Annotated in this window: 24 protein-coding genes; 15 read left to right on the forward strand and 9 right to left on the reverse strand. The window is 66.0% G+C overall.

The window, feature by feature from the left end:
- Positions 1–32: 32 nt before the first annotated feature.
- Together ACRWQA_RS00985 and ACRWQA_RS00990 are read right to left on the reverse strand one after the other, a co-directional pair.
- Complete coding sequence (locus ACRWQA_RS00985; protein WP_434228887.1) at positions 33–1,250, reverse strand: cytochrome D1 domain-containing protein; 1,218 nt, start codon at positions 1,248–1,250, stop codon at positions 33–35.
- A gap of 15 nt (positions 1,251–1,265) precedes the next feature.
- The gene (locus tag ACRWQA_RS00990; protein WP_263582067.1) at positions 1,266–1,610 is read right to left on the reverse strand and encodes a c-type cytochrome; all 345 of its coding nucleotides are present in this window, start codon (positions 1,608–1,610) and stop codon (positions 1,266–1,268) included.
- 225 nt (positions 1,611–1,835) lie between these two features.
- Here ACRWQA_RS00990 and ACRWQA_RS00995 point away from each other — a divergent pair, with 225 nt between their 5' ends.
- The 15 genes from ACRWQA_RS00995 (at position 1,836) to ACRWQA_RS01065 (ending at position 14,928) form a co-directional block, all read left to right on the forward strand.
- Positions 1,836–2,309, forward strand: a complete 474-nt coding sequence (locus tag ACRWQA_RS00995; RefSeq protein ID WP_434228889.1) for an AsnC family transcriptional regulator — start codon at positions 1,836–1,838, stop codon at positions 2,307–2,309.
- A complete protein-coding gene (gene ahbB, locus ACRWQA_RS01000; protein ID WP_434228891.1) occupies positions 2,306–2,824 on the forward strand; it encodes a siroheme decarboxylase subunit beta in 519 nt (172 codons plus the stop codon). The genes ACRWQA_RS00995 and ahbB (ACRWQA_RS01000) overlap by 4 nt, the downstream gene beginning before the upstream one ends.
- A complete protein-coding gene (locus tag ACRWQA_RS01005; RefSeq protein WP_434228892.1) occupies positions 2,821–3,303 on the forward strand; it encodes an Lrp/AsnC family transcriptional regulator in 483 nt (160 codons plus the stop codon). The genes ahbB (ACRWQA_RS01000) and ACRWQA_RS01005 overlap by 4 nt, the downstream gene beginning before the upstream one ends.
- Positions 3,278–3,826 carry a siroheme decarboxylase subunit beta gene (ahbB, locus tag ACRWQA_RS01010; RefSeq protein ID WP_434228894.1) on the forward strand — a complete coding sequence of 183 codons (549 nt, stop codon included), beginning with the start codon at positions 3,278–3,280 and terminating at the stop codon, positions 3,824–3,826. Before ACRWQA_RS01005 ends, ahbB (ACRWQA_RS01010) begins: the two co-directional genes overlap by 26 nt.
- Positions 3,827–3,855: 29 nt before the next feature.
- Positions 3,856–5,067 carry a heme d1 biosynthesis radical SAM protein NirJ gene (gene nirJ / locus ACRWQA_RS01015; RefSeq protein ID WP_434228896.1) on the forward strand — a complete coding sequence of 404 codons (1,212 nt, stop codon included), beginning with the start codon at positions 3,856–3,858 and terminating at the stop codon, positions 5,065–5,067.
- An 80-nt stretch (positions 5,068–5,147) separates the two neighbouring features.
- Positions 5,148–5,999: a uroporphyrinogen-III C-methyltransferase gene (cobA, locus tag ACRWQA_RS01020; RefSeq protein WP_434228898.1), complete on the forward strand. Its 852-nt coding sequence runs from the start codon at positions 5,148–5,150 to the stop codon at positions 5,997–5,999.
- Positions 5,999–7,561 carry a cytochrome D1 domain-containing protein gene (locus ACRWQA_RS01025; protein ID WP_434228955.1) on the forward strand — a complete coding sequence of 521 codons (1,563 nt, stop codon included), beginning with the start codon at positions 5,999–6,001 and terminating at the stop codon, positions 7,559–7,561. The genes cobA and ACRWQA_RS01025 overlap by 1 nt, the downstream gene beginning before the upstream one ends.
- A 113-nt stretch (positions 7,562–7,674) precedes the next feature.
- A complete protein-coding gene (locus tag ACRWQA_RS01030) occupies positions 7,675–8,877 on the forward strand; it encodes an NnrS family protein (protein WP_263582074.1) in 1,203 nt (400 codons plus the stop codon).
- 30 nt (positions 8,878–8,907) lie between these two features.
- Positions 8,908–9,300 carry a SirB2 family protein gene (locus tag ACRWQA_RS01035; RefSeq protein WP_263582075.1) on the forward strand — a complete coding sequence of 131 codons (393 nt, stop codon included), beginning with the start codon at positions 8,908–8,910 and terminating at the stop codon, positions 9,298–9,300.
- A 98-nt stretch (positions 9,301–9,398) separates the two neighbouring features.
- Entirely contained in the window at positions 9,399–9,722 is a 324-nt protein-coding gene (locus tag ACRWQA_RS01040) for a carboxymuconolactone decarboxylase family protein (protein ID WP_263582076.1), read from the forward strand.
- A gap of 246 nt (positions 9,723–9,968) precedes the next feature.
- The gene (locus ACRWQA_RS01045) at positions 9,969–10,421 is read left to right on the forward strand and encodes a c-type cytochrome (RefSeq protein ID WP_263582077.1); all 453 of its coding nucleotides are present in this window, start codon (positions 9,969–9,971) and stop codon (positions 10,419–10,421) included.
- A gap of 38 nt (positions 10,422–10,459) precedes the next feature.
- On the forward strand, positions 10,460–11,806 hold the full coding sequence (locus tag ACRWQA_RS01050; protein WP_263582078.1) for a cbb3-type cytochrome c oxidase subunit I: 1,347 nt from the start codon (positions 10,460–10,462) through the stop codon (positions 11,804–11,806).
- Positions 11,807–11,862: 56 nt separating this feature from the next.
- The gene (locus ACRWQA_RS01055; RefSeq protein ID WP_263582079.1) at positions 11,863–12,678 is read left to right on the forward strand and encodes a CbbQ/NirQ/NorQ/GpvN family protein; all 816 of its coding nucleotides are present in this window, start codon (positions 11,863–11,865) and stop codon (positions 12,676–12,678) included.
- A gap of 63 nt (positions 12,679–12,741) precedes the next feature.
- A complete protein-coding gene (locus ACRWQA_RS01060) occupies positions 12,742–14,685 on the forward strand; it encodes a nitric oxide reductase activation protein NorD (RefSeq protein WP_434228901.1) in 1,944 nt (647 codons plus the stop codon).
- 12 nt (positions 14,686–14,697) lie between these two features.
- Positions 14,698–14,928, forward strand: a complete 231-nt coding sequence (locus ACRWQA_RS01065; protein WP_263582081.1) for a hypothetical protein — start codon at positions 14,698–14,700, stop codon at positions 14,926–14,928.
- 70 nt (positions 14,929–14,998) lie between these two features.
- On the opposite strand, the gene ACRWQA_RS01070 is transcribed toward ACRWQA_RS01065, so the two are convergent.
- From ACRWQA_RS01070 to narL, 7 genes are all read right to left on the reverse strand, one after another.
- On the reverse strand, positions 14,999–15,289 hold the full coding sequence (locus tag ACRWQA_RS01070; RefSeq protein ID WP_434228903.1) for a cytochrome C oxidase subunit IV family protein: 291 nt from the start codon (positions 15,287–15,289) through the stop codon (positions 14,999–15,001).
- 21 nt (positions 15,290–15,310) lie between these two features.
- Complete coding sequence (locus ACRWQA_RS01075) at positions 15,311–15,892, reverse strand: cytochrome c oxidase subunit 3 family protein (protein WP_434228905.1); 582 nt, start codon at positions 15,890–15,892, stop codon at positions 15,311–15,313.
- Positions 15,885–16,322 carry a DUF4870 family protein gene (locus ACRWQA_RS01080; protein ID WP_434228907.1) on the reverse strand — a complete coding sequence of 146 codons (438 nt, stop codon included), beginning with the start codon at positions 16,320–16,322 and terminating at the stop codon, positions 15,885–15,887. Before ACRWQA_RS01080 ends, ACRWQA_RS01075 begins: the two co-directional genes overlap by 8 nt.
- A gap of 207 nt (positions 16,323–16,529) precedes the next feature.
- Positions 16,530–18,038: an MFS transporter gene (locus ACRWQA_RS01085; RefSeq protein WP_434228908.1), complete on the reverse strand. Its 1,509-nt coding sequence runs from the start codon at positions 18,036–18,038 to the stop codon at positions 16,530–16,532.
- Between the two features lie 55 nt (positions 18,039–18,093).
- Positions 18,094–18,552, reverse strand: coding sequence for a universal stress protein (locus ACRWQA_RS01090; RefSeq protein ID WP_263582092.1), 459 nt, complete (start codon positions 18,550–18,552; stop codon positions 18,094–18,096).
- A gap of 69 nt (positions 18,553–18,621) precedes the next feature.
- Positions 18,622–20,253 carry an MFS transporter gene (locus ACRWQA_RS01095; RefSeq protein WP_434228910.1) on the reverse strand — a complete coding sequence of 544 codons (1,632 nt, stop codon included), beginning with the start codon at positions 20,251–20,253 and terminating at the stop codon, positions 18,622–18,624.
- Positions 20,254–20,537: 284 nt separating this feature from the next.
- Positions 20,538–21,206 (reverse strand): two-component system response regulator NarL, encoded by a 669-nt coding sequence (gene narL / locus ACRWQA_RS01100; protein WP_263582094.1) that lies wholly within the window; start codon positions 21,204–21,206, stop codon positions 20,538–20,540.
- Position 21,207 lies beyond the last annotated feature (1 nt).

Here is a 21,207-nt window from a genome sequence, read left to right on the forward strand (position 1 = left end):
CCGCGAGGCGAGAGCCTGTCAAGAGTCCCATTCTACAACCCGATGCGATGCGCTCTGTTCGTGAAGAAAATCCCGCTGGGCGACTGCGCCGGCAGCCGCGCCAGCTCCTCGAAGGTGCGGGTGTCGTAGACCACGACCTGGTTGCTGTCCCGCGCCGAGATCCAGATGTGCTCGCCGCGGGGCGTGAACTCCTTGTGCAGGATCGACTCCCCCGGTGCCAGGGTCTCGATCACTTCGAGACTCTGGGTGTCGATCACCTGCACCCGGCCGTTGTCGGGGTGGGCGAAGGTGACCCACACCTGGCGCTCGTCGGGGCGGCTCATGACGAAGATCGGCTGGCCCTGCACCGGGATGCGCCCCACCAGCGACCAGTCGTCGCTGTCGGCGACCAGTACCTCGTGGCGCCCCACCGCGGGGAAGAAGGCCAGGTCGCCGGCCATCGCCCAGCCTTCCAGGTGCGGCATCTTGTAGACCGGCAGGCGCTCTTCGCCCTGGCCGTAATCGGGCAGGATGCGCTGCACGCCGTGCTCGGGATACCACAGGTCGAGCAGCGCCATGCCATCCTCGCCGAACAGCCCGGCGATGTAGTAGCGCCCGTTGGCGGTAATCAAGGCGTCGTACGGCTCGCGTCCCACGTCGCGATGCTTGTCGAGCACCGGTTCGTCGCCGCTCATGTCCAGGGTCCAGATCTCGCCGGCCTCGAACAGGCTGAAGACGAAGCGATTGCCGGGAGCATCGACCACGCCCACCACCTTGGCCTGGGTGATGGTGCCGTCGGCTTTCTCGTAGTCCGCGGGCACGTCGACCACCAGCTCCATGGTCTCGGTATCGAACACCTTCACCCCGCCCGGCTCGTAGTTGCCAACCGCCACGAAGCGGCCGTCCTGAGAGATGGCGCCGCCGATGCTGTTGCCCGATTGGACGACACGCCCGTCGATCTCGCCGGTGAGCAGGTCGAGCTTGGTCAGTCCGCCGTCGCGGCCGAAGACGAAGGCATGGCGCGCATCGCGGGTGAACTTCACCGAGGCGTGGGAGAGATCGCCGAAGCCTTCGACATGGCGCAGCACCGTCCTTGCCGTGGTGTCGACCAGCGCCACGCTGCCGGTAGCACGCTCGATGACTACGCCGAGGTCCCCGGTGCCGCGCAGTTCTCCATTCTGACCCGTCGTCTCGGCCAGGGCTTGCCCGGTGGAAAGTAGGGCCAGGGCGCCGGCGGCAAGCAGTGTCTTAAGCGGGTGAGCAATGGGCATGGCGGGTCTCCGGGGTCAGTCCTGCTGCAGCGATTCCAGGCGGTTGTCGGTACGCAGATGCTCGGCCAGCCAGCGCGCGTCCGCTTCGCTGAGCAGCGCCTTCCAGCCCGGCATGGCGCTGCCGGGAATGCCGTGCTGGATGATGTGGGCGAGCGCCTCGGTGCTGAAGCCTTCCATGCGGTCGCGGGGCAATGCCGGGCCGAGTCCGCCGCGCAGGGTCATGCCGTGGCAGGAACCGCAATCCTGGTAGAGCAGGGTTTCCAGCTCGGCCTTACGCTCGGGGTCGAGCGCGTCGCCGGTCGCCAGGGCCGGCAAGACCAGGGCAGCGCAGAACAGCGACCTCAGAACCGACGGTTTCATGGGAACCTCGTGCACAGCGTAACGGTGTGGCCCCACGGGGAGCGGGCCGTCACCGCAGTGTCCTGCCCCGGGCAGGGTGTCGCCTTGACCGTCATCAAGCTCTTGGCAAGTCGCCTGGGTCTTTTGACTTGCGTCAACGGCACGGCCGATGGCGGCTTGCAGGACTGATGTGGCATGTAAGATACCGCTTAAGATCATGCCTCCATCGACCTCCGGTGACTGCCCATGGCCGCACTCGACGAACTCGACCGCCGCCTCATCGACGCCTACCAGCGCGGCCTGCCGCTTTGCGAGCGCCCCTTTGCCGCCATGGCCGAGCGTCTTGGCGCGAACGAGTCCCAAGTGATCGAGCGCCTCCAGGCCTTGCAGCAGTGTGAGGTGCTCAGCCGGGTGGGGCCGGTATTCGACCACGCCCGCGCCGGTGCCAGCCTGCTGGCGGCGCTGGCGGTGCCCGAGGCCGAACGTGACGCGATGGCGGCGGCGATCAATCGCTCGCCAGGCGTCAATCACAACTACGCAAGAGAACACGACTACAACCTCTGGTTCGTGATGACGGCCGCCGACGAGGTGCAGCTCGAGGCGCGCCTGGAGGCACTGGAAGAGGAACTGGGCCGGCAGCTGCTGCGCCTGCCGATGGTCGAGGGCTACCACATCGACCTCGGCTTCCCCATTCCCTGGGCCGAGCTGGAGGCGTCATGAGCCTGACGCTTCCCCTTCCCGCGACCCATGGCGACGCTGCCGCGAAACGGCTGCGGGCCCTGCTCGAACGCGGCCTGCCGCTGACCGAACGGCCCTGGCAAGTGTTGGCCGTGCAGTGCGGCATGAGCGAGGCCGAAGTGCTGGCCTGGGTCGAGCGCTGGCAGCGCGAGGGGCTGATCAAGCGCATGGGCTTGGTCGTTCGCCATCACGCCCTGGGCATCCGCGCCAATGCCATGGTGGTGTGGGACCTGCCCGACACTGCCGTGGCCGAGGTCGGCAGGCGCCTGGCCGCGGAGCCCGCCGTGACGCTCTGCTACCGCCGTCGGCGTCAGCAGCCCGAGTGGCCCTACAACCTGTTCTGCATGATCCACGGTGCCCGGCGCGAGCGCGTGCTGGCCGCGCTCGACGACATTGTCGAGCGTCAGGCGCTGCAGGACATACCTCGCCGCGTGCTGTTCAGTCTCAAGGCCTACAAGCAGTGCGGTGGCCGCTATACCCGCGAGGATTCGCCATGAACGTTGCCCATGCCCACCGGCCCGAGCCGGCCGAACTGGACGCTGCCGACCGCCGCATCGTCAACCGCCTGCAGGAAGGGCTGCCGCTGGTGCCGTCGCCCTATGCCGTGGTGGCCGCCGAGCTCTCGCTCTCCGAAGGGGAGCTGCTCTATCGCCTCGAGCGGCTGCTGGAGGCCGGCGTGCTCAGCCGCTTCGGGCCCATGTACCACGCCGAGCGCCTGGGCGGCGGCCTGACCCTGGCGGCCCTCGAGGTGCCGGAAGCCGACTTCGACCGAGTGGCCGAGACGGTCAACGCCTTCCCCGAGGTGGCCCACAACTACCGCCGCGAGCATCGCCTCAACATGTGGTTCGTGCTGGCCACCGAAACCCCGCAGCGCATCGCCGAAGTGATCGAGGCGATCGAGGCCGCCACCGGCCTCGCCGTATTCAACATGCCCAAGCAGGAGGAATTCCATGTCCGCCTCTACCTGCACGCCTGAGCCGGTGCCCGCTACAGGCCTCGTGGATGGCCTGGATGCGCTCGACCGCGACATCGTCCTGGCCACCCAGGCCGGCCTGCCGCTGGTGCCGGACCCCTGGAGCGCGGTGGGCAAACCGCTTGGCCTTGCCGGAAACGAGGTGCGCGCCCGCATGCAGCGCATGATCGACAGCGGCGTGATTCGTCGTATCGCCGCGGTACCCAACCACTACCGCCTGGGCTACGTGGCCAACGGCATGACCGTATGGGACGTCGACGACGCCCATGTCGAGCGCCTGGGCCGCGAAGTGGCCGGGATCCCTGGCGTGAGCCACTGCTACCGGCGCCCGCGACACCTGCCCGAATGGCCCTACAACCTGTTCGTCATGCTCCACGGGCGCAGCCAGGGCGAAGTGGAGCAGCAGGCCGAGGCGCTGCGCGAGCGGCTCGGCGATGCCTGCCGCGACCATCGCATCCTTTACAGCTCACGCATTCTCAAGAAGACCGGCCTGCGGCTTGCCCGCTCGTCCGGCCGGCCGCGCTGAGGCTGGCGCCGCGCCCAGAGGAGGTTTCCATGTTCCGTGTCACCCGCTACGTCAAGTCGCTGCTCGACCCCGCACCTTCCGGTCATGAAACGCTGGGGCCGGCCCGCAAGCCCCCCGGCCCGGTGGTGATCTGGAACCTGATCCGGCGCTGCAACCTGACCTGCAAGCACTGCTACACGGTGTCGGCGGACATCGACTTCAAGGGCGAGCTTTCCACCGGGGAGGTCTTTACCGTCCTCGACGACCTCAAGCGGTTTCGGGTCCCGGCGCTGATCCTCTCCGGCGGCGAGCCGTTGATGCGACCCGATATCTTCGAGATATCCCGGCGTGCCAAGCAGCTCGGCATCTACACCGGTCTCTCCACCAACGGCACCCTGATCGACGAGAGCAACATCGCGCGCATCGCCGAGTGCGGCTACGACTACGTGGGTATCAGCATCGATGGCCTGGAAGCGACGCATGACGAGTTCCGCCGCCGCCAGGGGGCATTTCGCGAATCGATGCATGCCGTCAAGCTGTGCAAGCAGCACGGCATCAAGGTGGGGCTGCGCTTCACCCTGACCCAGCAGAACTACGAGCAGCTCGACGCCATCCTGGCGCTGATCGACGAGCACGACGTCGACAAGTTCTACCTCTCGCACCTCAACTACGGCGGGCGCGGCCACCGCCACCGCAAGCAGGACGCCTGGTACCAGATGACCCGTGACGCCATGACCCGGCTGTTCGACCACTGCCGGGCCGAGCTGGAACGCGGCGTCGAGCGCGAGTACGTCACCGGCAACAACGACGCCGACGGCCCCTTCCTGCTGATGTGGGCCCGCGAGCATTTCCCCGACCGCGCCGATGCGCTGGAACGGCGCCTGATCGACTGGGGCGGCAACGCCTCGGGGGAGTACATCGCCAATATCGACAACCTGGGCACGGTGCACCCGGACACCTTCTGGTGGGATCACGACCTCGGCAGCGTGCGCAACCGTCCGTTCTCGGAGATATGGCGCGACAGCCAGGACGAGCTGATGCAGGGCTTCCGCCAGCGCCCCAGGCCGCTCAAGGGCCGTTGCGCGGAGTGCCGCTTTCTCTCCATCTGCAACGGCAACACCCGCGTGCGGGCATGGAAGGTCACCGGCGACCCGTGGGAGGAGGACCCCGGCTGCTACCTCAGCAACGAAGAGATCGGCGTCGAAGCAGGCCGGCAGCGTCGCGTGGCCGCACCCTGCGCCATCCAGGCCATTGAGCTCTGATGCCGCAAAGCTCCGACAAGAAAGCTTAGCCACAGAAAAAGACTGCAAGAGCGCGTTGACGCTTCGGGGAGAGGCCGACCATGACCATACATAGCCATTCGCGACACCTTAGCTTCGCCCTCGACGAGGCGCCGCTGGCGCCCGGCGAGGTCGCCATCGTCGGCGCCGGCCCCGGCGACCCGGGCCTGCTGACCCTGCGTGCCCTGTCGCTGCTGCAGCAGGCCGACTGCCTGGTCTTCGACCGGCTGGTGTCACAGCAAGTGTTGGCCATGGCGCGTCCGGAGGCGAAGCGCTACTACGTGGGCAAGGCCTCGAGCCATCACTCGCTGCCCCAGGAGGAGACCAATGCCCTGCTGGCCAAGCTGGCCCGGGAAGGCCGGCGCGTACTGCGGCTCAAGGGCGGCGATCCCTACATCTTCGGGCGCGGCGGTGAGGAGGCCGAGCACCTGATCGAGTGCGGCATCGGCTTTCGCGTGGTGCCGGGCATCACCTCGGCTTCGGGCTGCTCGAGCTATGCGGGCTTCCCATTGACCCATCGCGACCACGCCCAGAGCGTGACCTTCGTCACCGGCCACGCCAAGGCCGACGGCGAGCTGGCGCTGAACTGGTCCGCGCTGGCGGTACCGCACCACACCGCGGTGTTCTACATGGGCCTGGCCAATGCCGCGCTGATCAGCCGCGAACTGCAGCGCCACGGACTGCCGGCGGAGCATCCGGTGGCGCTGGTGGAACGCGGTACCACCCCCGAGCAGCGTCATGTGCTGACCACACTGGGCGACCTGGAGGAGGCGATCGAGCGCGAAGCGCTCAAGCCGCCGACGCTGATTGTGGTAGGCGACGTGGTGCGCCTGGCCGATACCTTGGCACCGGGCATGACGCGGCTCACTCGCCACGATGCCGAAAGCCTCGACGCGAGGAGGCTGGCGCTGTGATGCGATCCGCTCTGTTGCTCGGTACTTTATTCGGTACTCTATTCGGTTCTCTGCGCCGTGTTCTACTCGCTACCCTGCTGGGTCTTGCTCCTCCGGCCTGGGCCGACGCTACCGACCCCGCCATGCTCTACAACCAGCACTGCTCGGCGTGCCATGGCGTCGGCCGGCTGGGTGGCATCGGCCCCGCGCTGCTGCCCGACAACCTCTCGCGCCTGAAGCAGGCCGAGGCCGTCGAGGTGATCCGCGACGGCCGCCCGGCCACCCAGATGCCGGCCTACGGCGAACTGCTCGGCGAGGCCGAGGTCGAGGCTCTGGCGGGGTGGATCTATGAACGCCCCGAAGTCGAGCCGAGCTGGACCGACGCGGACATCCTGGCCAGCCACATCGTTGATCACTATTACGGCGCGCTGCCCGACGAACCGGTGTTCGAGGTCGAGGACCTCAAGAACCTGTTCCTGGTGGTGGAGATCGGCGATCACCACGTCAGCCTGCTCGATGGCGACAAGTTCGAGCGCATCGCCCGCTTCCCCAGCCGCTACGCGCTGCACGGCGGGCCCAAGTACTCGCCGGATGGCCGCTACGTCTACTTCGGCTCCCGCGACGGCTGGGTGACCAAGTACGACATCTACAACCTCGAGGTCACCGCCGAGGTGCGCGCCGGTATCAACATGCGCAACATCGCCGTCTCCGCCGACGGGCGCTACGTGCTGGCCGGCAACTACCTGCCACACTCCGTCGTGCTGCTCGATGCACGCAACCTCGAATTGATCGCATCCATTCCGGTAGAGGGGCTCGACGGCGAGACCTCGCGGGTCAGCGCCGTGTATACCGCCCCCCCGCGCAACAGCTTCGTCGTCGCGCTCAAGGACATCCCCGAGGTGTGGGAGATTCGCTGGCCCGAGGCGCTGGCCGAGGGCGACGAGCCGCTGGTCGGCGACTTCGCCCTGCATCGCATGGCGGCGCCCGACTACCTCGACGACTTCTTCTTCGACCCCGAATACCGCTACCTGGTGGGCGCGGCCCGTGGCGGCCAGGGCGGGCAGGTGTTCGACCTGGACAGCGAAGCCAAGGTCGCCGACCTGCCGCTGGAGGGCATGCCGCACCTTGGGGCCGGCATCACCTGGGAGCTCGACGGACGCCGGGTGATGGCGATGCCGCATATCGACCGCGGCCTGGTATCGGTGTTCGACATGAGCGACTGGTCGCCGATCGCCCAGATCGAGACCGATGGCCCCGGCTTCTTCATGCGCAGCCATGCCAACTCGCCCTATGCCTGGGTGGATGTCTTCTTCGGCCCCAACCACGACCGCGTTCACGTGATCGACAAGCGGACCCTGGAGATCGTCGAGACGCTGATCCCCGAGCCCGGCAAGACCGCCGCCCACGTCGAGTTCGACCGCCGCGGCGAGACGCTGCTGCTGAGTATCTGGGACGACGACGGCTACCTGCTGTGGCTCGATGCCGATACGTTGGAGGAGCTGGGGCGGATGCCGATGAACAAGCCCTCGGGCAAGTACAATGTTTGGAACAAGACCCAGTACGAGGAAGGCACCAGCCACTAGTAATCATTGGCTTCGTGGCCATTAAAAAGAAGCATTCTTGATACGCGTCATGAAGCCGCCTGGTGTGAGCCCGCATAATGGCTTTGTCCAAGCATTCAAGTCGGGTATACGCCATGAACACTTCTCCTCCCGTCGACCGCCAGCCGCGACTGCCCATCGCCCGGCTGGCCTTTCGCCCGTTCTTCCTGCTGGCCTCGCTGTTCAGCGTGCTGGCGATGGTGGTGTGGTTCGCGTTCTGGCACGGCGATATCCTGCTGCGGCCCCACGGCGGGCTGATGTGGTGGCACCAGCACGAGATGATCTTCGGCTTCGGCGCCGCCGTGGTGGTCGGCTTCCTGCTGACCGCGGTGCAGAACTGGACCGGCCGCAAGAGTGTGAGTGGTGCACCGCTGCTCGGCCTGGTGGCGCTGTGGCTGGCGGCGCGGCTGCTGCTGGCGTATCCCTCAGGCCTGCCGGCTTGGCTATTGGCGACCGTTGACCTGGCGTTCCTGCCGCTGGCCGCGCTGATCATGGCGCGCCTGGTGGTAGCCGCGAAGCTGTGGCGCAACCTGATGTTCGTGCCGGTACTGCTGCTGCTGGCCACGGCCAACCTGGCGATGCATGTCGGCGTTGCGCAGGGCAAGGTCGAGCTGATCCGCGAGGGGGCCTACCTGGCTGTGCTGCTGATCGCCGTGCTGATGGTGCTGCTGGGCGGTCGGGTGATCCCTTTCTTCACTTCGCGCAAGTTGGGGCGGCCGCAGCCAGCACCCATCCCGAAGCTGGAGAAACTGACCCTGGCTTCGGTACTGGCGGTGGTGCTCTTGCAACTGCTGACGCTTGCCGGCGTGGCGGTGCCCGCCGCGCTGCTTGCGGCGGTGATGCTGGTGGCTGCGGTGGCTGGCTTCGTGCGGCTGGCGCGCTGGGAAGGGCATCGTACGCTGCACGAGCCGCTGCTGTGGGGGCTGCACCTCAGCTACGCCTTCGTCCCGGTCGGGTTGGCGATGTGGTCGATGGCGCTGCTGGGTGCCTTTCGCATCGAACTTGCCGTGCATGCGCTGGCCATCGGCGGCATCGGTTCCATGATGCTGGCGATGATGGCGCGAGTGTCGCTCGGCCATACGGGGCGCGTGATTCGTACTCTGCCGGGAATCGGCGTGGGCCTTGGCTTGATGTTCGCCGCCGCCCTGCTGCGCTCGCCGATACTTGCCCTCTTCCCGCAGATCACCCACTGGATCTACAACCTGAGCATCATCTTCTGGTGTATCGCCTATCTCATCTTCCTGTTTCACTATACGCTGCCGCTATTGAGTGCCCGCCCAGATGGCCAGGAGGGATAGGCGGGCGAAAGGGATAACCGGAGCCAGTCGATGATCGAACACTATGCACTGATCAAGCACCTGCACATGACCACCGCGGTGCTGAGCATCGCCTTCTTCATCGTGCGGGCCTGGTGGTCGGTGCGCGAGGTCACGTTGCTGCAGCGGCGCTGGGTCAGGATATTGCCCCACGTGAACGACACCCTGCTGCTGGTGCTCGGCCTCACGCTGATGATCATGCTCTCGATGTGGCCGCATCAGCACCCCTGGCTAGCCGCCAAGTTGCTGGGCCTGTTCGGCTACATCCTGCTGGGCACGGTGGCGATCAAGCGCGGGCGTACGCCTGTCACCCGCGCCCTGGCGGCCCTGGCCGCTGTAGTCGTGTTCTGCTACATGCTGGGTACGGCGCTGACAAAAGATCCTCTTTTCCTTTTGCCGACTTAGCGCATCCCATGCCACGAATGCCCCTTTCCCTGCCGCACTGAACTTCTATACTGAGGCGCACGTGTAGAAATTCAGCGATAAGAACGAGGAATGGCAGCATGGCCAATCAAGATCTCCCCTCCGGCGCCGGCAAGGTGGCCGATGACTATCCCGAGGTATGGCGGGCATACGCCTCGCTTGGCAAGGCGTGCGCCGAGTCCGGCCCGCTTGACGACCGCACGCGGCGCCTGGTCAAGCTGGCGCTGGCCGTGGGCGGCGGCTCCGAGGGGGCCGTGCATTCGCACATGCGCCGCGCGATGGAGGAGGGCATCGAGCCCGAGGCCTTGAAGCAGGTGGCCATGCTGGCGATCCCGACCTTGGGGTTGCCGGCCGGGGTGGCGGCACTGACCTGGATCGAGGATATCACCGACGCCAAGCGCTGATACCAACCCCGACTCACCCGGCGGGCGCCTCGGCCCGCCGTGCGACATTCCGACACAGGCTCGCCGAGCCCGCCATCTCTGCCGTTTTCCCCTCTCTTTACCCGCGTATTGACCGACATCAATGTTTGCAACGGCCCGCTGCTGCTAATCTAAACATGTATTGGAGATGCATCTTTATAAGGGGTGGGACGCCGACCTCGGTCGCAGGTCCCGTAGGCAAGCCAAAACTAGCAAGGGGGGATGGCCATGACCGAAGGCCTCACCAAGGCGGCGGCCCGTAATATCTTCTATGGCGGTTCGCTGTTCTTCTTCCTGTTGTTCACCGCACTGACGGCACATAGCCACTGGTACATGGTGACCAAGTCCACCGACAAAGGGGGGCTCACCGAGTCCGTCGAGCTCGGCAAGCACGTGTGGGAAGAGAACATGTGCATCAACTGCCACAGCATCATGGGCGAAGGCGCCTATTTCGCTCCCGAACTGGCCAACGTCTGGGAGCGCTATGGCGGCCATACCAACCCGGATGGCGCACGCATGGCAATAACTGCCTGGATGCGCGCCCAGCCGACCGGAGCACCAGGGCGTCGCCAGATGCCGTACTTCGATCTTACCGATGAGGAGATGACCGCGCTGATCGATTTCCTCGAGTGGACCGATTCCATCGACGACCAGAACTGGCCCCCGCACCCCGCCGGTTGATGCGGTGAATCCGGGATGAGGCAAGGAGAACGATACCGATGAAATACGAAACCCAGAAGGTGGCCCTGCCATTCTTCGCCGTGGCCATGGCGCTGTTCGCACTGCAGATCGTCTTCGGCCTGCTGGCGGCGACGGTCTATGTGTCCCCCCACTTCTTGGCCGAGCTGATGCCGTTCAACATCATGCGCGTCAGCCATACCAACCTGCTGATCGTGTGGCTGTTGATCGGCTTCATGGGCTGCACCTACTACCTGATGCCGGAAGAGGCCGAGCAGGAGATCCACAGCCCCGGCCTGGCCTACCTGCAGCTGGCCATCTTCGCCTTCGCCGGTGCGGCGGCCCTGGTGGGCTACCAGTTCGGCATCCACGAGGGCCGCGAGTTCCTCGAGCAGCCGTTCTGGGTCAAGGTGCTGATCACCATTTCGTACCTGATCTTCCTGTTCAACACCAGCATGACCCTGCTCAAAGGGCGCAAGACGGCCATCAACCTTGTGCTGATGCTGGGCCTGTGGCTGGCGGCGGTGTTCTGGCTGTTCGCCTTCTACAACCCCTCCAACCTGGCGGTGGACAAGCTCTACTGGTGGTGGGTCGTGCACCTGTGGGTCGAGGGCGTGTGGGAGCTGATCATGGCATCCCTGCTCGGCTACCTGTTGATCAAGATGTCCGGCGTCGACCGCGAAGTCATCGAGAAATGGCTCTACATCATCGTCGGCCTGTCGCTGTTCTCCGGCCTGCTGGGCACCGGCCACCACTACTACTGGATCGGCGCGCCGAGCTACTGGCAGCCCATCGGCAGCATCTTCTCGACGCTCGAGGTGATCCCGTTCTTCGCCATGGTGGTGTTCGCCTTCTACATGTTCTGGAAGGGCAGCCGTAACCATCCCAACAAGGCGGCCATGCTGTGGGCTCTGGGCTGCCCGACCATCGCCTTCTTCGGTGCCGGCGTGTGGGGCTTCATGCACACCCTGTCGTTCATCAACTACTACACCCACGGTACCCAGCTCACCGCCGCGCACGGCCACCTGGCCTTCTACGGCGCCTACGTGATGCTGATCCTCGGTGTGATCACCTACGCCATGCCGCAGATCCGCCGCAGCCAGCCCTACAACCAGGTGCTGAACATGTGGGGCTTCTGGATCATGACCTCGGCCATGTGCTTCATGACCTTCACCCTGACCTTCGCTGGCGTGGTACAGACGCACCTGCAGCGGGTGCTGGGCATGAACTACATGCAGGTGCAGAGCCAGCTCGACCTGTTCTACATCATGCGCCTGGGTACCGGCGTGGCCGTGACCGTTGCCGCGGTGATGCTGATCTACTCGTTCTTTGGTCCCGTACGCGAGCAAGTGCCCGCTTCCAGCCGGCCCCTGGCCGCCACTGAGTGACCGTTACTCGATGGGGCGTGCAAGCGCCCCATCGAGCCTTCCCCGGAGTGACGCCCATGTCCCATATCGCTACCGCTTCCGCCCAGCAATTCGAGCAGGAGCTGCCCTACTACGAGCCGGTCGGCAACGAGTGCGCCCTGTTCGAGCAGGCCTACCGGCAGCGCCTGCCGCTGCTGCTCAAGGGACCGACCGGCTGCGGCAAGACGCGCTTCGTCAGCCACATGGCGGCGAAGCTCGGCCGGCCGCTGTTCACCGTGTCATGCCACGACGACCTGACCGCCGCCGACCTCACCGGGCGCTACCTGCTGCAGGGCGGCGAGACCCGCTGGGTCGACGGCCCGCTGACCCGCGCCGTGCGCGAGGGCGGTATCTGCTATCTCGACGAGGTGGTCGAGGCGCGCAAGGACGTGACCGTGGTGCTGCATCCGCTGACCGACGACCGCCGGCTGCTGCCGCTGGAGCGTACCGGCGAGCTGCTCGAGGCACCCGACGATTTCATGCTGGTGGTCTCCTACAACCCCGGCTATCAGCACATTCTCAAGTCGCTCAAGCCGAGTACCCGCCAACGCTTCGTGGCGATGTCGTTCGATTTCCCGCCGCCCAAGGTGGAGTGCGAGATCGTCGCCCGCGAAAGCGGCCTGGCCTACGAGCGCTGCGCCGCGCTGGTCAACCTGGCCGCCAGCCTGCGCGCCATGAAGGGGCAGGACCTGGAGGAGGGCGTCTCCACGCGCCTGCTGGTCTACTGCGCCACGCTGATCAACGCCGGCATGCCGATTCTCGACGCCGCCTGCGCCACCCTGGTCGAGCCGCTGTCCGACGACCAGGACGTGCAGCAGGGGCTGATGGAAGCAATCAAGGCCACGTTTGGTTGAGGAAACCCTGACCTATTACTGCGCTCGTGACATGTGTCAGCGCTTCCTCCAAGGAGGACACCCATGCTGGACTTTCTTGAGGTCGAGGAGTTCGTCGGTCGCCGCTGGCATCGCTGGGCCTCCAGTGCAGTCAGCTACCCGGACCACCCCGAGGCAGCGGTACGCCTCGACGACCTGCGTGCCCTGCTTGGCGTGTTCTTCCGCTGCGGTGGCGGCGAGGCCGGCGTCGAGGTGGCAGCCATCGCCCGGCGCAACTCCAGCCACCGGCTGTCGCTGCGCCAGCGGTTGGGCCTGGACGAGGAGCCGCTGGACCAGGCCCGCCGCGACGAGGAGCACCTGCTGCTGCCGCCGCGCATCGCCCTGTTTCCCAGCGCCGAACTCAACCGCGACCTCTACCTGTGGCTGACCGCCTACCTCGCCCTGGGCGAGCTTCCGGCCAGGCTCGACGACCCGCTGCAGCGCGACCTGCAGGCGCTGCGCGTGTCCCGCCGCACCACCCAGGCGGTGCTCGAGCGCTTTCCGGGCCTGAGCGAACGCTATGCTCGCCTGTGCCGGGCGCTGCTTGAGGTTCGCCCGCAGCGCAAGCGCCTGCCGCCCATGGAGGCCGCCCTCGAATCGGCCCTGCTCGCCCAGCTCGGTGGCCCGACGCCCCAGGCGGGCTGGGCACTCGCCATGCACGACGCCATCCTCGACCCGGCGCTGCCGCTGGAGAACTTCCACGCCCCGCGCGGCTATCGCCCGCCGCTGCCGGTGCCGCTGTGGGGCGATGTGGTGGCGCTGGGCACCCGCGACGGTGAGCGCGAAGCCATCGACGACGATTCCGACGTCGCCGTGCGGCGCGACCAGCAGGCCGACGACGGCGGCAAGCGCAAGGCCGAACGCCGCGAGCAGGACCAGGCCGACCGCGACGACCCGCTGATGCTCAACGCCTCGGAGAAGATGCTCTCCTGGGCCGAGATGGTGAACCTCAACCGTCACGTCGAGGACGAGGAAGAAGAAACGGCCAAGGAGGCCGCCGACCAGATGGAAGAGATCGTGCTCAGCCCCAACCGCAAGCAGGCCGCCTCGCGGCTCAAGCTCGACCTCGACCTGGCGCCCGACGAGGCCTGCGGCGGGCGCCTGAGCGGCCGCCATACCTACCCCGAGTGGCACCATCGCAAGCAGATCTACCTGCCCGACCACTGCGTGGTATTGAGCGACGTGCAGAGCGAAGAGGGCGAGCAGTGGGAGCCCGACGAGGCCACGCGGCGCCGCATCCGCAAGGTGCGCCGCGAATTCGAGGCGCTGCGCCCTCGGCGCGAGATCCTGCGCGGCCAGCTCGATGGCACCGAGCTCGACATGGACGCGGTGATCCGCTCGCGCTGCGACCTGGCGGCCACCGGCGAATCCAGCGACCGGCTCTACATGGCGGCGCGCCAGCAGGCCCGCGACCTGGCGGTATCGATCCTGATCGACGTCTCGCTCTCCACCGAGGCCTGGCTCGAGGACCGGCGTGTCCTCGATGTCGAGAAAGAAGCGCTACTGGTGCTGGGGCATGGCCTGGCCGGCTGCGGCGACGACTATGCCATTCACTGCTTCACCTCGCACCGCCGCCACAAGGTGTGGGTCAATACGCTGAAGAGTTTCGACGAACCCATGGGCGACCGGGTGGGGCGGCGCATCGCCGCGCTCAAGCCGGGCCACTACACGCGCATGGGGCCGGCGATCCGCCACGTGACCCAGGAGCTCGCCAAGCGCCCCAACCGCCACCGGCTGCTGCTGGTGCTGACCGACGGCAAGCCCAACGACACCGACTACTACGAGGGGCGCTACGGCATCGAGGACACCCGCCGGGCCGTGCTCGAGGCGCGTCAGCAGGAGGTCCGAGTGTTCGGCGTCACCGTCGACAGCGAGGGGCACCGTTACGTGCCGCACCTGTTCGGCCGCGGCAGCTATGCCATCGTCAACCGGCCCGAGCACCTGTCGCTGGCGCTGCCGGGCATCTATCGTCAGATCATCGGTTCCTGAGGAGACTTGGCCATGACCAACCCGCGCCTCACCATCGCCGTCGCCGTTGGGCTCGCCATCGGGCTGGCGGTGGTGCTGCCGATCGCCTGGCTGATCAACAACCGCGACTGGGGGGTAGGGCTGATGCTGCTCGTCCCCTTCATCGTCTACGGGATGATGCGCCTGGCCCGGGTGCTCGAAGCCTGGGCGCGCAACCCGCCGCCGCTGCCGCACTCGTCGACTCGCGACCGGCCTCCCCGCTAGCTGCAAGCGAAAGCCAGTAACGCATCGCCCGGCCGAATGGCCGGGCGATTTCGTTCAGCTCCACTGCGGCTCAGATCAGTCGCGGCGCTGCATAACCGGTGCCGATCAGCGCCAGCGTCAGCAGCACCAGCCCCACGAAGGTGCCCTTCCAGGCCGGGGTCGCCGCGCGCAGGTTGAGATAGACCATCAGCAACCGCTGGGCCTTGAACCCGGTGGCGACGAGCACCAGCAGCGCCGAGGCCAGCGGCAGCGGCTCCCAACTGGCCTGGTCCAGGCGCGCGGAGAACATCGCCACCAGCGTCAGCGCCATCAGCGACAGCCAGGTGACGATCAAACGGTGGGTGCCGGGGAGTGCGGTCATGGTTACCTCAGGAGAGAGCCTTCAGCGTAAGAGATAGATCAAGGGATAGAGCAAGATCCAGATCAGGTCGACCATGTGCCAGAAGGCGGCCGCCGTCTCGACGTTCTCGGTCGAGGTGCGCCAGCTCACCAGCGCCAGCAGCCCCAGGCCGAACAGCACATGGGCGAAGTGAAAGGCGGTCAGTCCGTAGTAGTAGCCGAAGAAGAGATGGGTCTCCGGCGTGATGCCCACGGCGAACTTGCCGCCATATTCGACCACCTTGATGACGCAGAACAGCACCCCGAGCCCCATGCTCGCCGTCAGCCACTGACGTGCCCGGCGGCGACGGGAAGCACTGATCGCCTCCACGGCGAGCGCTACGCACAGCCCGCTGGTGAGCAACACCAGGGTGTTGAGCCCGCCCATCAGCGGGTCGAGCTCACGCTGGGCGGCGTTGAAGCCGGCGACGTCGCCGGCCCGATGCCAGGCATAGAGCGCGAAGAAGGCGGTGAAGACCACCACCTCGCTCAGGATCAGCACCCACATCAGCGGGTTGCCGGGCAGTGCGGAGAGCGGCCCCCAGCCCGGGTTGGGCAGGGGGCGGGAGGGGCTGGCTTCAGTCATGCAGGCTCACGCTGGCGCCGCCTAGCCATAGGCTGCGCGGGGCGTCGATGGGGCGACCCGCCATCAGCCGATGAATGCCCACGCCGCAGCGGCCCACCATCCAGATAAGGCAGGCGGTGAAGAAGGCGTAGCCGAGTGCCCACGGCGCCCAGGCGGACACACCGACCAGCCCCAGCACATGCCAGGCCGCCACAAAAAGCGCCGCACCGACGATACCGAGCCAGAAGGTGCGGATCTGGAACTGCAGATGGGTGGCGACCCAGTCGGCCACGCTGTGACGGCGCAGATGCGCCAGCAGCACGCCCACCGGGGCCGTGACCACGGCCAGCACGCTGCCGAGAAAGAGAACGTAGATCACCGCGGCGAGCTTGGTGCCACGCTCGTCGGCCTGGGCAGCGCTCGGGGGGAAGGTCGCGGTATTCGAGGTCATGGCCACCTCCTGGTGTGATTGGTTGGCCGGCGTATCGCTTCGCCCGCCTGGTCTGTTCCACTGTGCCGCACCCTGGCGAAAACATCCTTGTCGTAGATCAATGCCCGACCGTTTCGGTAGGGAATAGGGGCGGTGGAGTGTCGCAGGTGAGTGTACGCAAAAAAAGCGGCGACCGAAGTCGCCGCCCTTTGATGAAGCCCAGCCGGCTCAGCCTTGCTGCGGCTTGGCCTGGTTGGCGGCCAGTTCCTGCTCCTCGATGGCACGGTCGACGGAGGAGACGTAGTACTCCTCGTCGAACGCACCTTCCGGTTCCTTCAGCCACACCAGGCAGATCAGCCAGCTGAGGAAGGCGCCGGTGGCGATGATGTAGAAGAACTGGGTCGGTGTGACGAAGGTGAAGATGGTCAGGTAGACCACCGCCCCCACGTTGCCGTAGGCGCCGGCCATGCCCGAGATCTGGCCGGTGATGCGGCGCTTGATCGAGGGAATGATGCCGAAGGTGGCGCCTTCCGCCCCCTGCACGAAGAAGGAGGTGAAGATGGTGATGGCGATGGCGATGATCAGCGGCCAGTTGGAGTTGAGCATGCCCATCAGCACGAAGCCGATGCCGATGCCGAACATGTAGCTGAGCATCACGAAGCGGCGGTTGCCCATGCGGTCCGAGACCAGGCCGCCCATGGGGCGTGCCACCAAGTTGACGAAGGCGAACGAGGAGGCGATCAGGCCCGCGGCGGCGGCGGTGAGACCCCAGGTCTGTTCGAAGAACATCGGCAGCATGGAGACCACGGCCAGCTCGGCACCGAAGTTGGCGAAGTAGGTGCTGTTGAGCGCAGCCACGCTGTTGAACGAGTACTTGTCGTCCTCCGGCACGCCCTTCTTCAGGATCGGCACGTTGACCCGCAGGATCTGCACGACCTGATAGACCACCACGGCGGCGATGACCAGGTAGGCAATCATGGCGCCGGTAGTGGAGAGGTAGCCCAGGTTCTGGATGCGCCACACCAGGATGCCCAGCACGCCGACCAGCGGGATGGTCCACACGATCAGCTTGACCATGTCCGCCCAGCTGCTGACTTCCATGGCCATTGCCTTGCGCGCCTTGCGGTGGGCGCGGGCATCGGGGCCGTCGGTGATGGCGAACCAGTAGTAGACGCCGTAGGCGGCCATGACGATGGCGCTCTGGGCGATGGCCCAGCGCCAGCCGTCGGCGCCGCCGTACCAGGTGAGGGCGATGGTCGGCAGGGTCATGGCGGCGGCGGCGGAACCGAAGTTGCCCCAGCCTGCGTAGAAGCCCTCGGCGAAGCCGATGTGCTTGGGCTTGAACCACAGCGCGGTCATGTGGATGCCCACCACGAAGCTCGCGCCCACGGAGCTGAGCACCAGGCGGGCGACCAGCAGCTGGGTCATGGAGTCGCCGAAGGCGAACACCAGGGCGGGGATCGACATGGTCACCATCAGCACCGAGAACACCCGGCGCGGGCCGAAGCGGTCGAGCGCCATGCCGACGATGATGCGCGCGGGAATGGTCAGCGCCACGTTGCAGATGGCGAACAGCTTGAGATCTTCCGGTTTCAACCAGTCGACGCTCTTGAGCATGCTCGAGGCGAGCGGCGCCATGTTGAACCAGACGTAGAAGGTGATGAAGAACGCAATCCAGGTCAGGTGCAGCGCCCGGACCTCGGGAGTGCGGAACTTGAATAGGTCGGCGACTTTCATGGTCGTATCATCCTGAAGGAAGAACTGGGGCAGCCACGGGAAACGGGATCGCCGTTCATGGGCTTGGCAGGATCAGCAGTGGGCACTCGACGCGCCGGGCCAGGAAGGAGCTGACCTTGCCGAAGGTCATGTAGTCGAGTTCGTCGACGAAGTAGCTCAACGACTGCGCGATGATGCCGCCGTCGGGCTTGCTGCTGTGGCGGGCGATGACCAATACGTCCGGTTGGTGCTTCTGGGTGGCGTGCAGCAGCATCTTGCGCGCGTCGCCCTCGGCCAGTACCCAGTCCACCTCGAAGCCCTCCTGGTGGGCGAAATCGGCGCCCTCCTTGAGTGCCGCCTTCATCTCCTCGTACTCCTGCTGGAACAGCGTCTCGTTGGCGTCGGTGGCGTCGCCGGGGTTCTCGGCTACGCCGACCAGGACCAGCGTGGGTGCGTTGCAGCGAAACAGGCTGACGGTCTGGGCCAGGGCCAGCTTGGCGTTGCGCGAGCCGTCATAAGCGATCATGACTTTCATGACATCCCTCCGAAGAAGGCAAGGTAGTGGGGTGTGCTCTGGCTTCACGCCAGAGCACGGTCGACGGCATCAGGGGTTTTTGACGTAGGCATTGGGGCGCAGGTAGAACCACCAGTTGATCACCAGGCACACCGCGTAGAAGATCGCGAAGCCGTACATGGCGAGCTCGGGGGTACCGGCCTGGATCTGCTCGCCCATCACCCGCGGGGCGATGAAGGCGCCGTAGGCGGCCACGGCGGAGGTCCAGCCGAGTACCGGGCCCTTCTGGTGCTGGTCGAAGATCACGCCGATGGTGCGGAAGGTGGAGCCGTTGCCGATGCCGCTGGCGGCGAACAGGATCACGAACAGCAGCATGAAGATCGCGAAGTAGCTGTTGGGATCGGTGGAGTTGTAGGCCAGCATCATCACGTAGCCGGTCACCGCCGAGGCCACCACCATGACCACCGAGATCACCTGAGTAACGATGGAGCCGCCCACCTTGTCGGAGATCCAGCCGCCGATGGGTCGGATCAGCGCGCCGACGAAAGGCCCGATCCAGGCCCAGGTCAGGGCGCTGGGGCCGGCGGGGTTGGCCACGCGGGTGACGCTGCCGTCGGCGGCCACTTCCATCATGTTGCCGAAGATCACGTTGATCGAGAGCGGCAGGGCCGCGGAGAAGCCGATGAACGAGCCGAAGGTGAGGATGTAGAGCACGGTCATCGACCAGGTGTGCTTGTTCGAGAAGATGGCGAACTGCTTCTGGATGTTGGGCTTGATCTCGCCCGGCAGCAGGCGCATCAGCACCAGGGTCAGCACGATGGTCAGCGGAAGCGCGAGCCACATGCCGAGCAGATTGAGCGCGAACATGCCGGCGATGCTGGTGGCGGCGCCCACGGCGTAGAGGCCGAGGATCTTGCCGAAGGCCTGCATCGGCGTGCCCGGGTTGGGCGTGATGGTGCGCAGGTTGTTCATGCCGAACCAGCCGAGGAAGGCCAGCGGCACCAGGAAGACCAGCCACACGAAGCCGGCATTCTGGATCCAGGTCGGTGTACCCGCTTCGATGCGGCCGATCAGCGTGCCGCTGGCACTCTGCAGCTCCATCGGGGCGCCGGCGATGACGCCGAAGATTCCAATGGTCATCACCAGCGGAATCAGGATCTGCATGGTGGTGACGCCGAAGTTGCCCAGGCCGGCATTCATGCCCAGTGCGTAGCCCTGCTGCTTCTTGGGGAAGAAGGTCGAGATGTTGCTCATCGAGGCGGCGAAGTTACCGCCACCGATGCCCGAGAGCAGCGCCAGGGCCTGGAATACCCACAGCGGCGTGGCGGGGTTCATCAGCGCAAACCCCGTGCCGAAGGCGGGGATCATCAGCAGCGCCGTGGTGAGAAAGACGGTATTGCGCCCGCCGGCGATGCGAATCATGAACGAGGCGGGAATGCGCAGGGTGGCGCCGGAGAGCCCGGCCAGGGCGGTGAGGGTGAACAGCTCGCTCACCGAGAAGGGAAAGCCGAGGTTCTGCATCTGGGTGGTGATCATGCCCCACATCATCCACACCGCGAAGCCCATCAGCAGGCTGGGTATGGAGATCCACAGATTGCGCGAAGCGATGCGCTTGCCCGTTTGTTGCCAGAATTGGTCGTCTTCGACGTCCCAATGCTCGATGTCGGCATTCTTTGGTCTGCCGGCGCCGAGTTTGCCGATATCGGCACTCGTTTTAGCCATGACGTTTCCCCTTGTGGTTCGACTGATCCCGCCTTGCGACATCCGTCCTGACCGGGATCAATTCAGGTTCGGTTGAGGCAAAGATACGTCGGGTCGGTAACCGGGGAAACTGGCCAAAAATGCCGGGAAAACAGTGAAATACCTCTTGAGGGGTAGCAGGGGTATTAAGCTAACCCCTTGTTTTTCTGTGCTGGGTTACAAAGGCGGGGTATGAAAAAGGCGCCTTGCCGGCGCCTCGAAGTCTTTGGAGGTATCCACACAGAACCGCGGTTACCTATCCCCTCTTATCTGCCGTCAATTCCCTCTTGCACGGCCCAAACCGCCGCCTCTACTCGCGAGCGCAGGTTGAGCTTCTTCAGCAGATGCTTGACGTGCACCTTCACCGTGCCTTCGGAGATATCGAGCTTGCGCGCGATCAGCTTGTTGGAGAGCCCGGCGGCGAGTTCGCGCAGGATCTCGCGCTCGCGCTGGGTCAGGCTGTGGATGTCGGGCGTGGCCGGTGCCGCGCGCTGGTTGCGTAGCGCCTCGGCGAGCAGTGCGGTGAGGTTCTCGCTGACCACCATGCGGCCCAGAGCCGCCTGGCGCAGTTGGCGCACCATCTCCTCGGGTTCCATGTCCTTGAGCAGGTAGCCGTCGGCGCCGCCGCGCAGGGCCGCCAGCAGGTCCTCCTCGTGGTCGGAGACGGTGAACATCACGATGCGCCCGGCGAAGCCCGACTCGCGCAGCGCCTTGAGCGTCTGGATGCCGTCCATGCCCGGCATGTTGAGGTCGAGCAGGATCATATCCGGGTCGAGCTCGGCGGCCAGACGCACGCCCTGCTCCGGCTCGCCGGTGTCGCCGACAAGCTGGAGGTCGTCCTCCAGTTCGAGCAACTGGGCCACGCCGCGGCGCAGCAGCGGGTGGTCGTCGATGATCAGGATACTGGCGGGGGTCTCGCTGACTGACTGGCCCATG

The organism is Billgrantia sp. C5P2 (assembly GCF_051062895.2).

Coding starts and splice junctions, on each gene's coding strand:
- ACRWQA_RS01025 (WP_434228955.1), top strand. CDS start 5,999: ATGCGATCCGCTCTGTTGCTCGGTACTTTATTCGGTACTCTATTCGGT.
- ACRWQA_RS01070 (WP_434228903.1), bottom strand. CDS start 15,289: ATGACCGCACTCCCCGGCACCCACCGTTTGATCGTCACCTGGCTGTCG.
- ACRWQA_RS01085 (WP_434228908.1), bottom strand. CDS start 18,038: ATGAAAGTCGCCGACCTATTCAAGTTCCGCACTCCCGAGGTCCGGGCG.
- ACRWQA_RS01055 (WP_263582079.1), top strand. CDS start 11,863: ATGTCCCATATCGCTACCGCTTCCGCCCAGCAATTCGAGCAGGAGCTG.
- ACRWQA_RS01095 (WP_434228910.1), bottom strand. CDS start 20,253: ATGGCTAAAACGAGTGCCGATATCGGCAAACTCGGCGCCGGCAGACCA.
- narL (WP_263582094.1), bottom strand. CDS start 21,206: ATGGGCCAGTCAGTCAGCGAGACCCCCGCCAGTATCCTGATCATCGAC.
- nirJ (WP_434228896.1), top strand. CDS start 3,856: ATGTTCCGTGTCACCCGCTACGTCAAGTCGCTGCTCGACCCCGCACCT.
- ACRWQA_RS00990 (WP_263582067.1), bottom strand. CDS start 1,610: ATGAAACCGTCGGTTCTGAGGTCGCTGTTCTGCGCTGCCCTGGTCTTG.
- ACRWQA_RS00985 (WP_434228887.1), bottom strand. CDS start 1,250: ATGCCCATTGCTCACCCGCTTAAGACACTGCTTGCCGCCGGCGCCCTG.
- ACRWQA_RS01005 (WP_434228892.1), top strand. CDS start 2,821: ATGAACGTTGCCCATGCCCACCGGCCCGAGCCGGCCGAACTGGACGCT.
- ACRWQA_RS01050 (WP_263582078.1), top strand. CDS start 10,460: ATGAAATACGAAACCCAGAAGGTGGCCCTGCCATTCTTCGCCGTGGCC.
- ACRWQA_RS01065 (WP_263582081.1), top strand. CDS start 14,698: ATGACCAACCCGCGCCTCACCATCGCCGTCGCCGTTGGGCTCGCCATC.
- ACRWQA_RS01040 (WP_263582076.1), top strand. CDS start 9,399: ATGGCCAATCAAGATCTCCCCTCCGGCGCCGGCAAGGTGGCCGATGAC.
- ahbB (WP_434228894.1), top strand. CDS start 3,278: ATGTCCGCCTCTACCTGCACGCCTGAGCCGGTGCCCGCTACAGGCCTC.
- cobA (WP_434228898.1), top strand. CDS start 5,148: ATGACCATACATAGCCATTCGCGACACCTTAGCTTCGCCCTCGACGAG.
- ACRWQA_RS01080 (WP_434228907.1), bottom strand. CDS start 16,322: ATGACCTCGAATACCGCGACCTTCCCCCCGAGCGCTGCCCAGGCCGAC.
- ACRWQA_RS01060 (WP_434228901.1), top strand. CDS start 12,742: ATGCTGGACTTTCTTGAGGTCGAGGAGTTCGTCGGTCGCCGCTGGCAT.
- ACRWQA_RS00995 (WP_434228889.1), top strand. CDS start 1,836: ATGGCCGCACTCGACGAACTCGACCGCCGCCTCATCGACGCCTACCAG.
- ACRWQA_RS01035 (WP_263582075.1), top strand. CDS start 8,908: ATGATCGAACACTATGCACTGATCAAGCACCTGCACATGACCACCGCG.
- ACRWQA_RS01090 (WP_263582092.1), bottom strand. CDS start 18,552: ATGAAAGTCATGATCGCTTATGACGGCTCGCGCAACGCCAAGCTGGCC.
- ACRWQA_RS01045 (WP_263582077.1), top strand. CDS start 9,969: ATGACCGAAGGCCTCACCAAGGCGGCGGCCCGTAATATCTTCTATGGC.
- ACRWQA_RS01030 (WP_263582074.1), top strand. CDS start 7,675: ATGAACACTTCTCCTCCCGTCGACCGCCAGCCGCGACTGCCCATCGCC.
- ahbB (WP_434228891.1), top strand. CDS start 2,306: ATGAGCCTGACGCTTCCCCTTCCCGCGACCCATGGCGACGCTGCCGCG.
- ACRWQA_RS01075 (WP_434228905.1), bottom strand. CDS start 15,892: ATGACTGAAGCCAGCCCCTCCCGCCCCCTGCCCAACCCGGGCTGGGGG.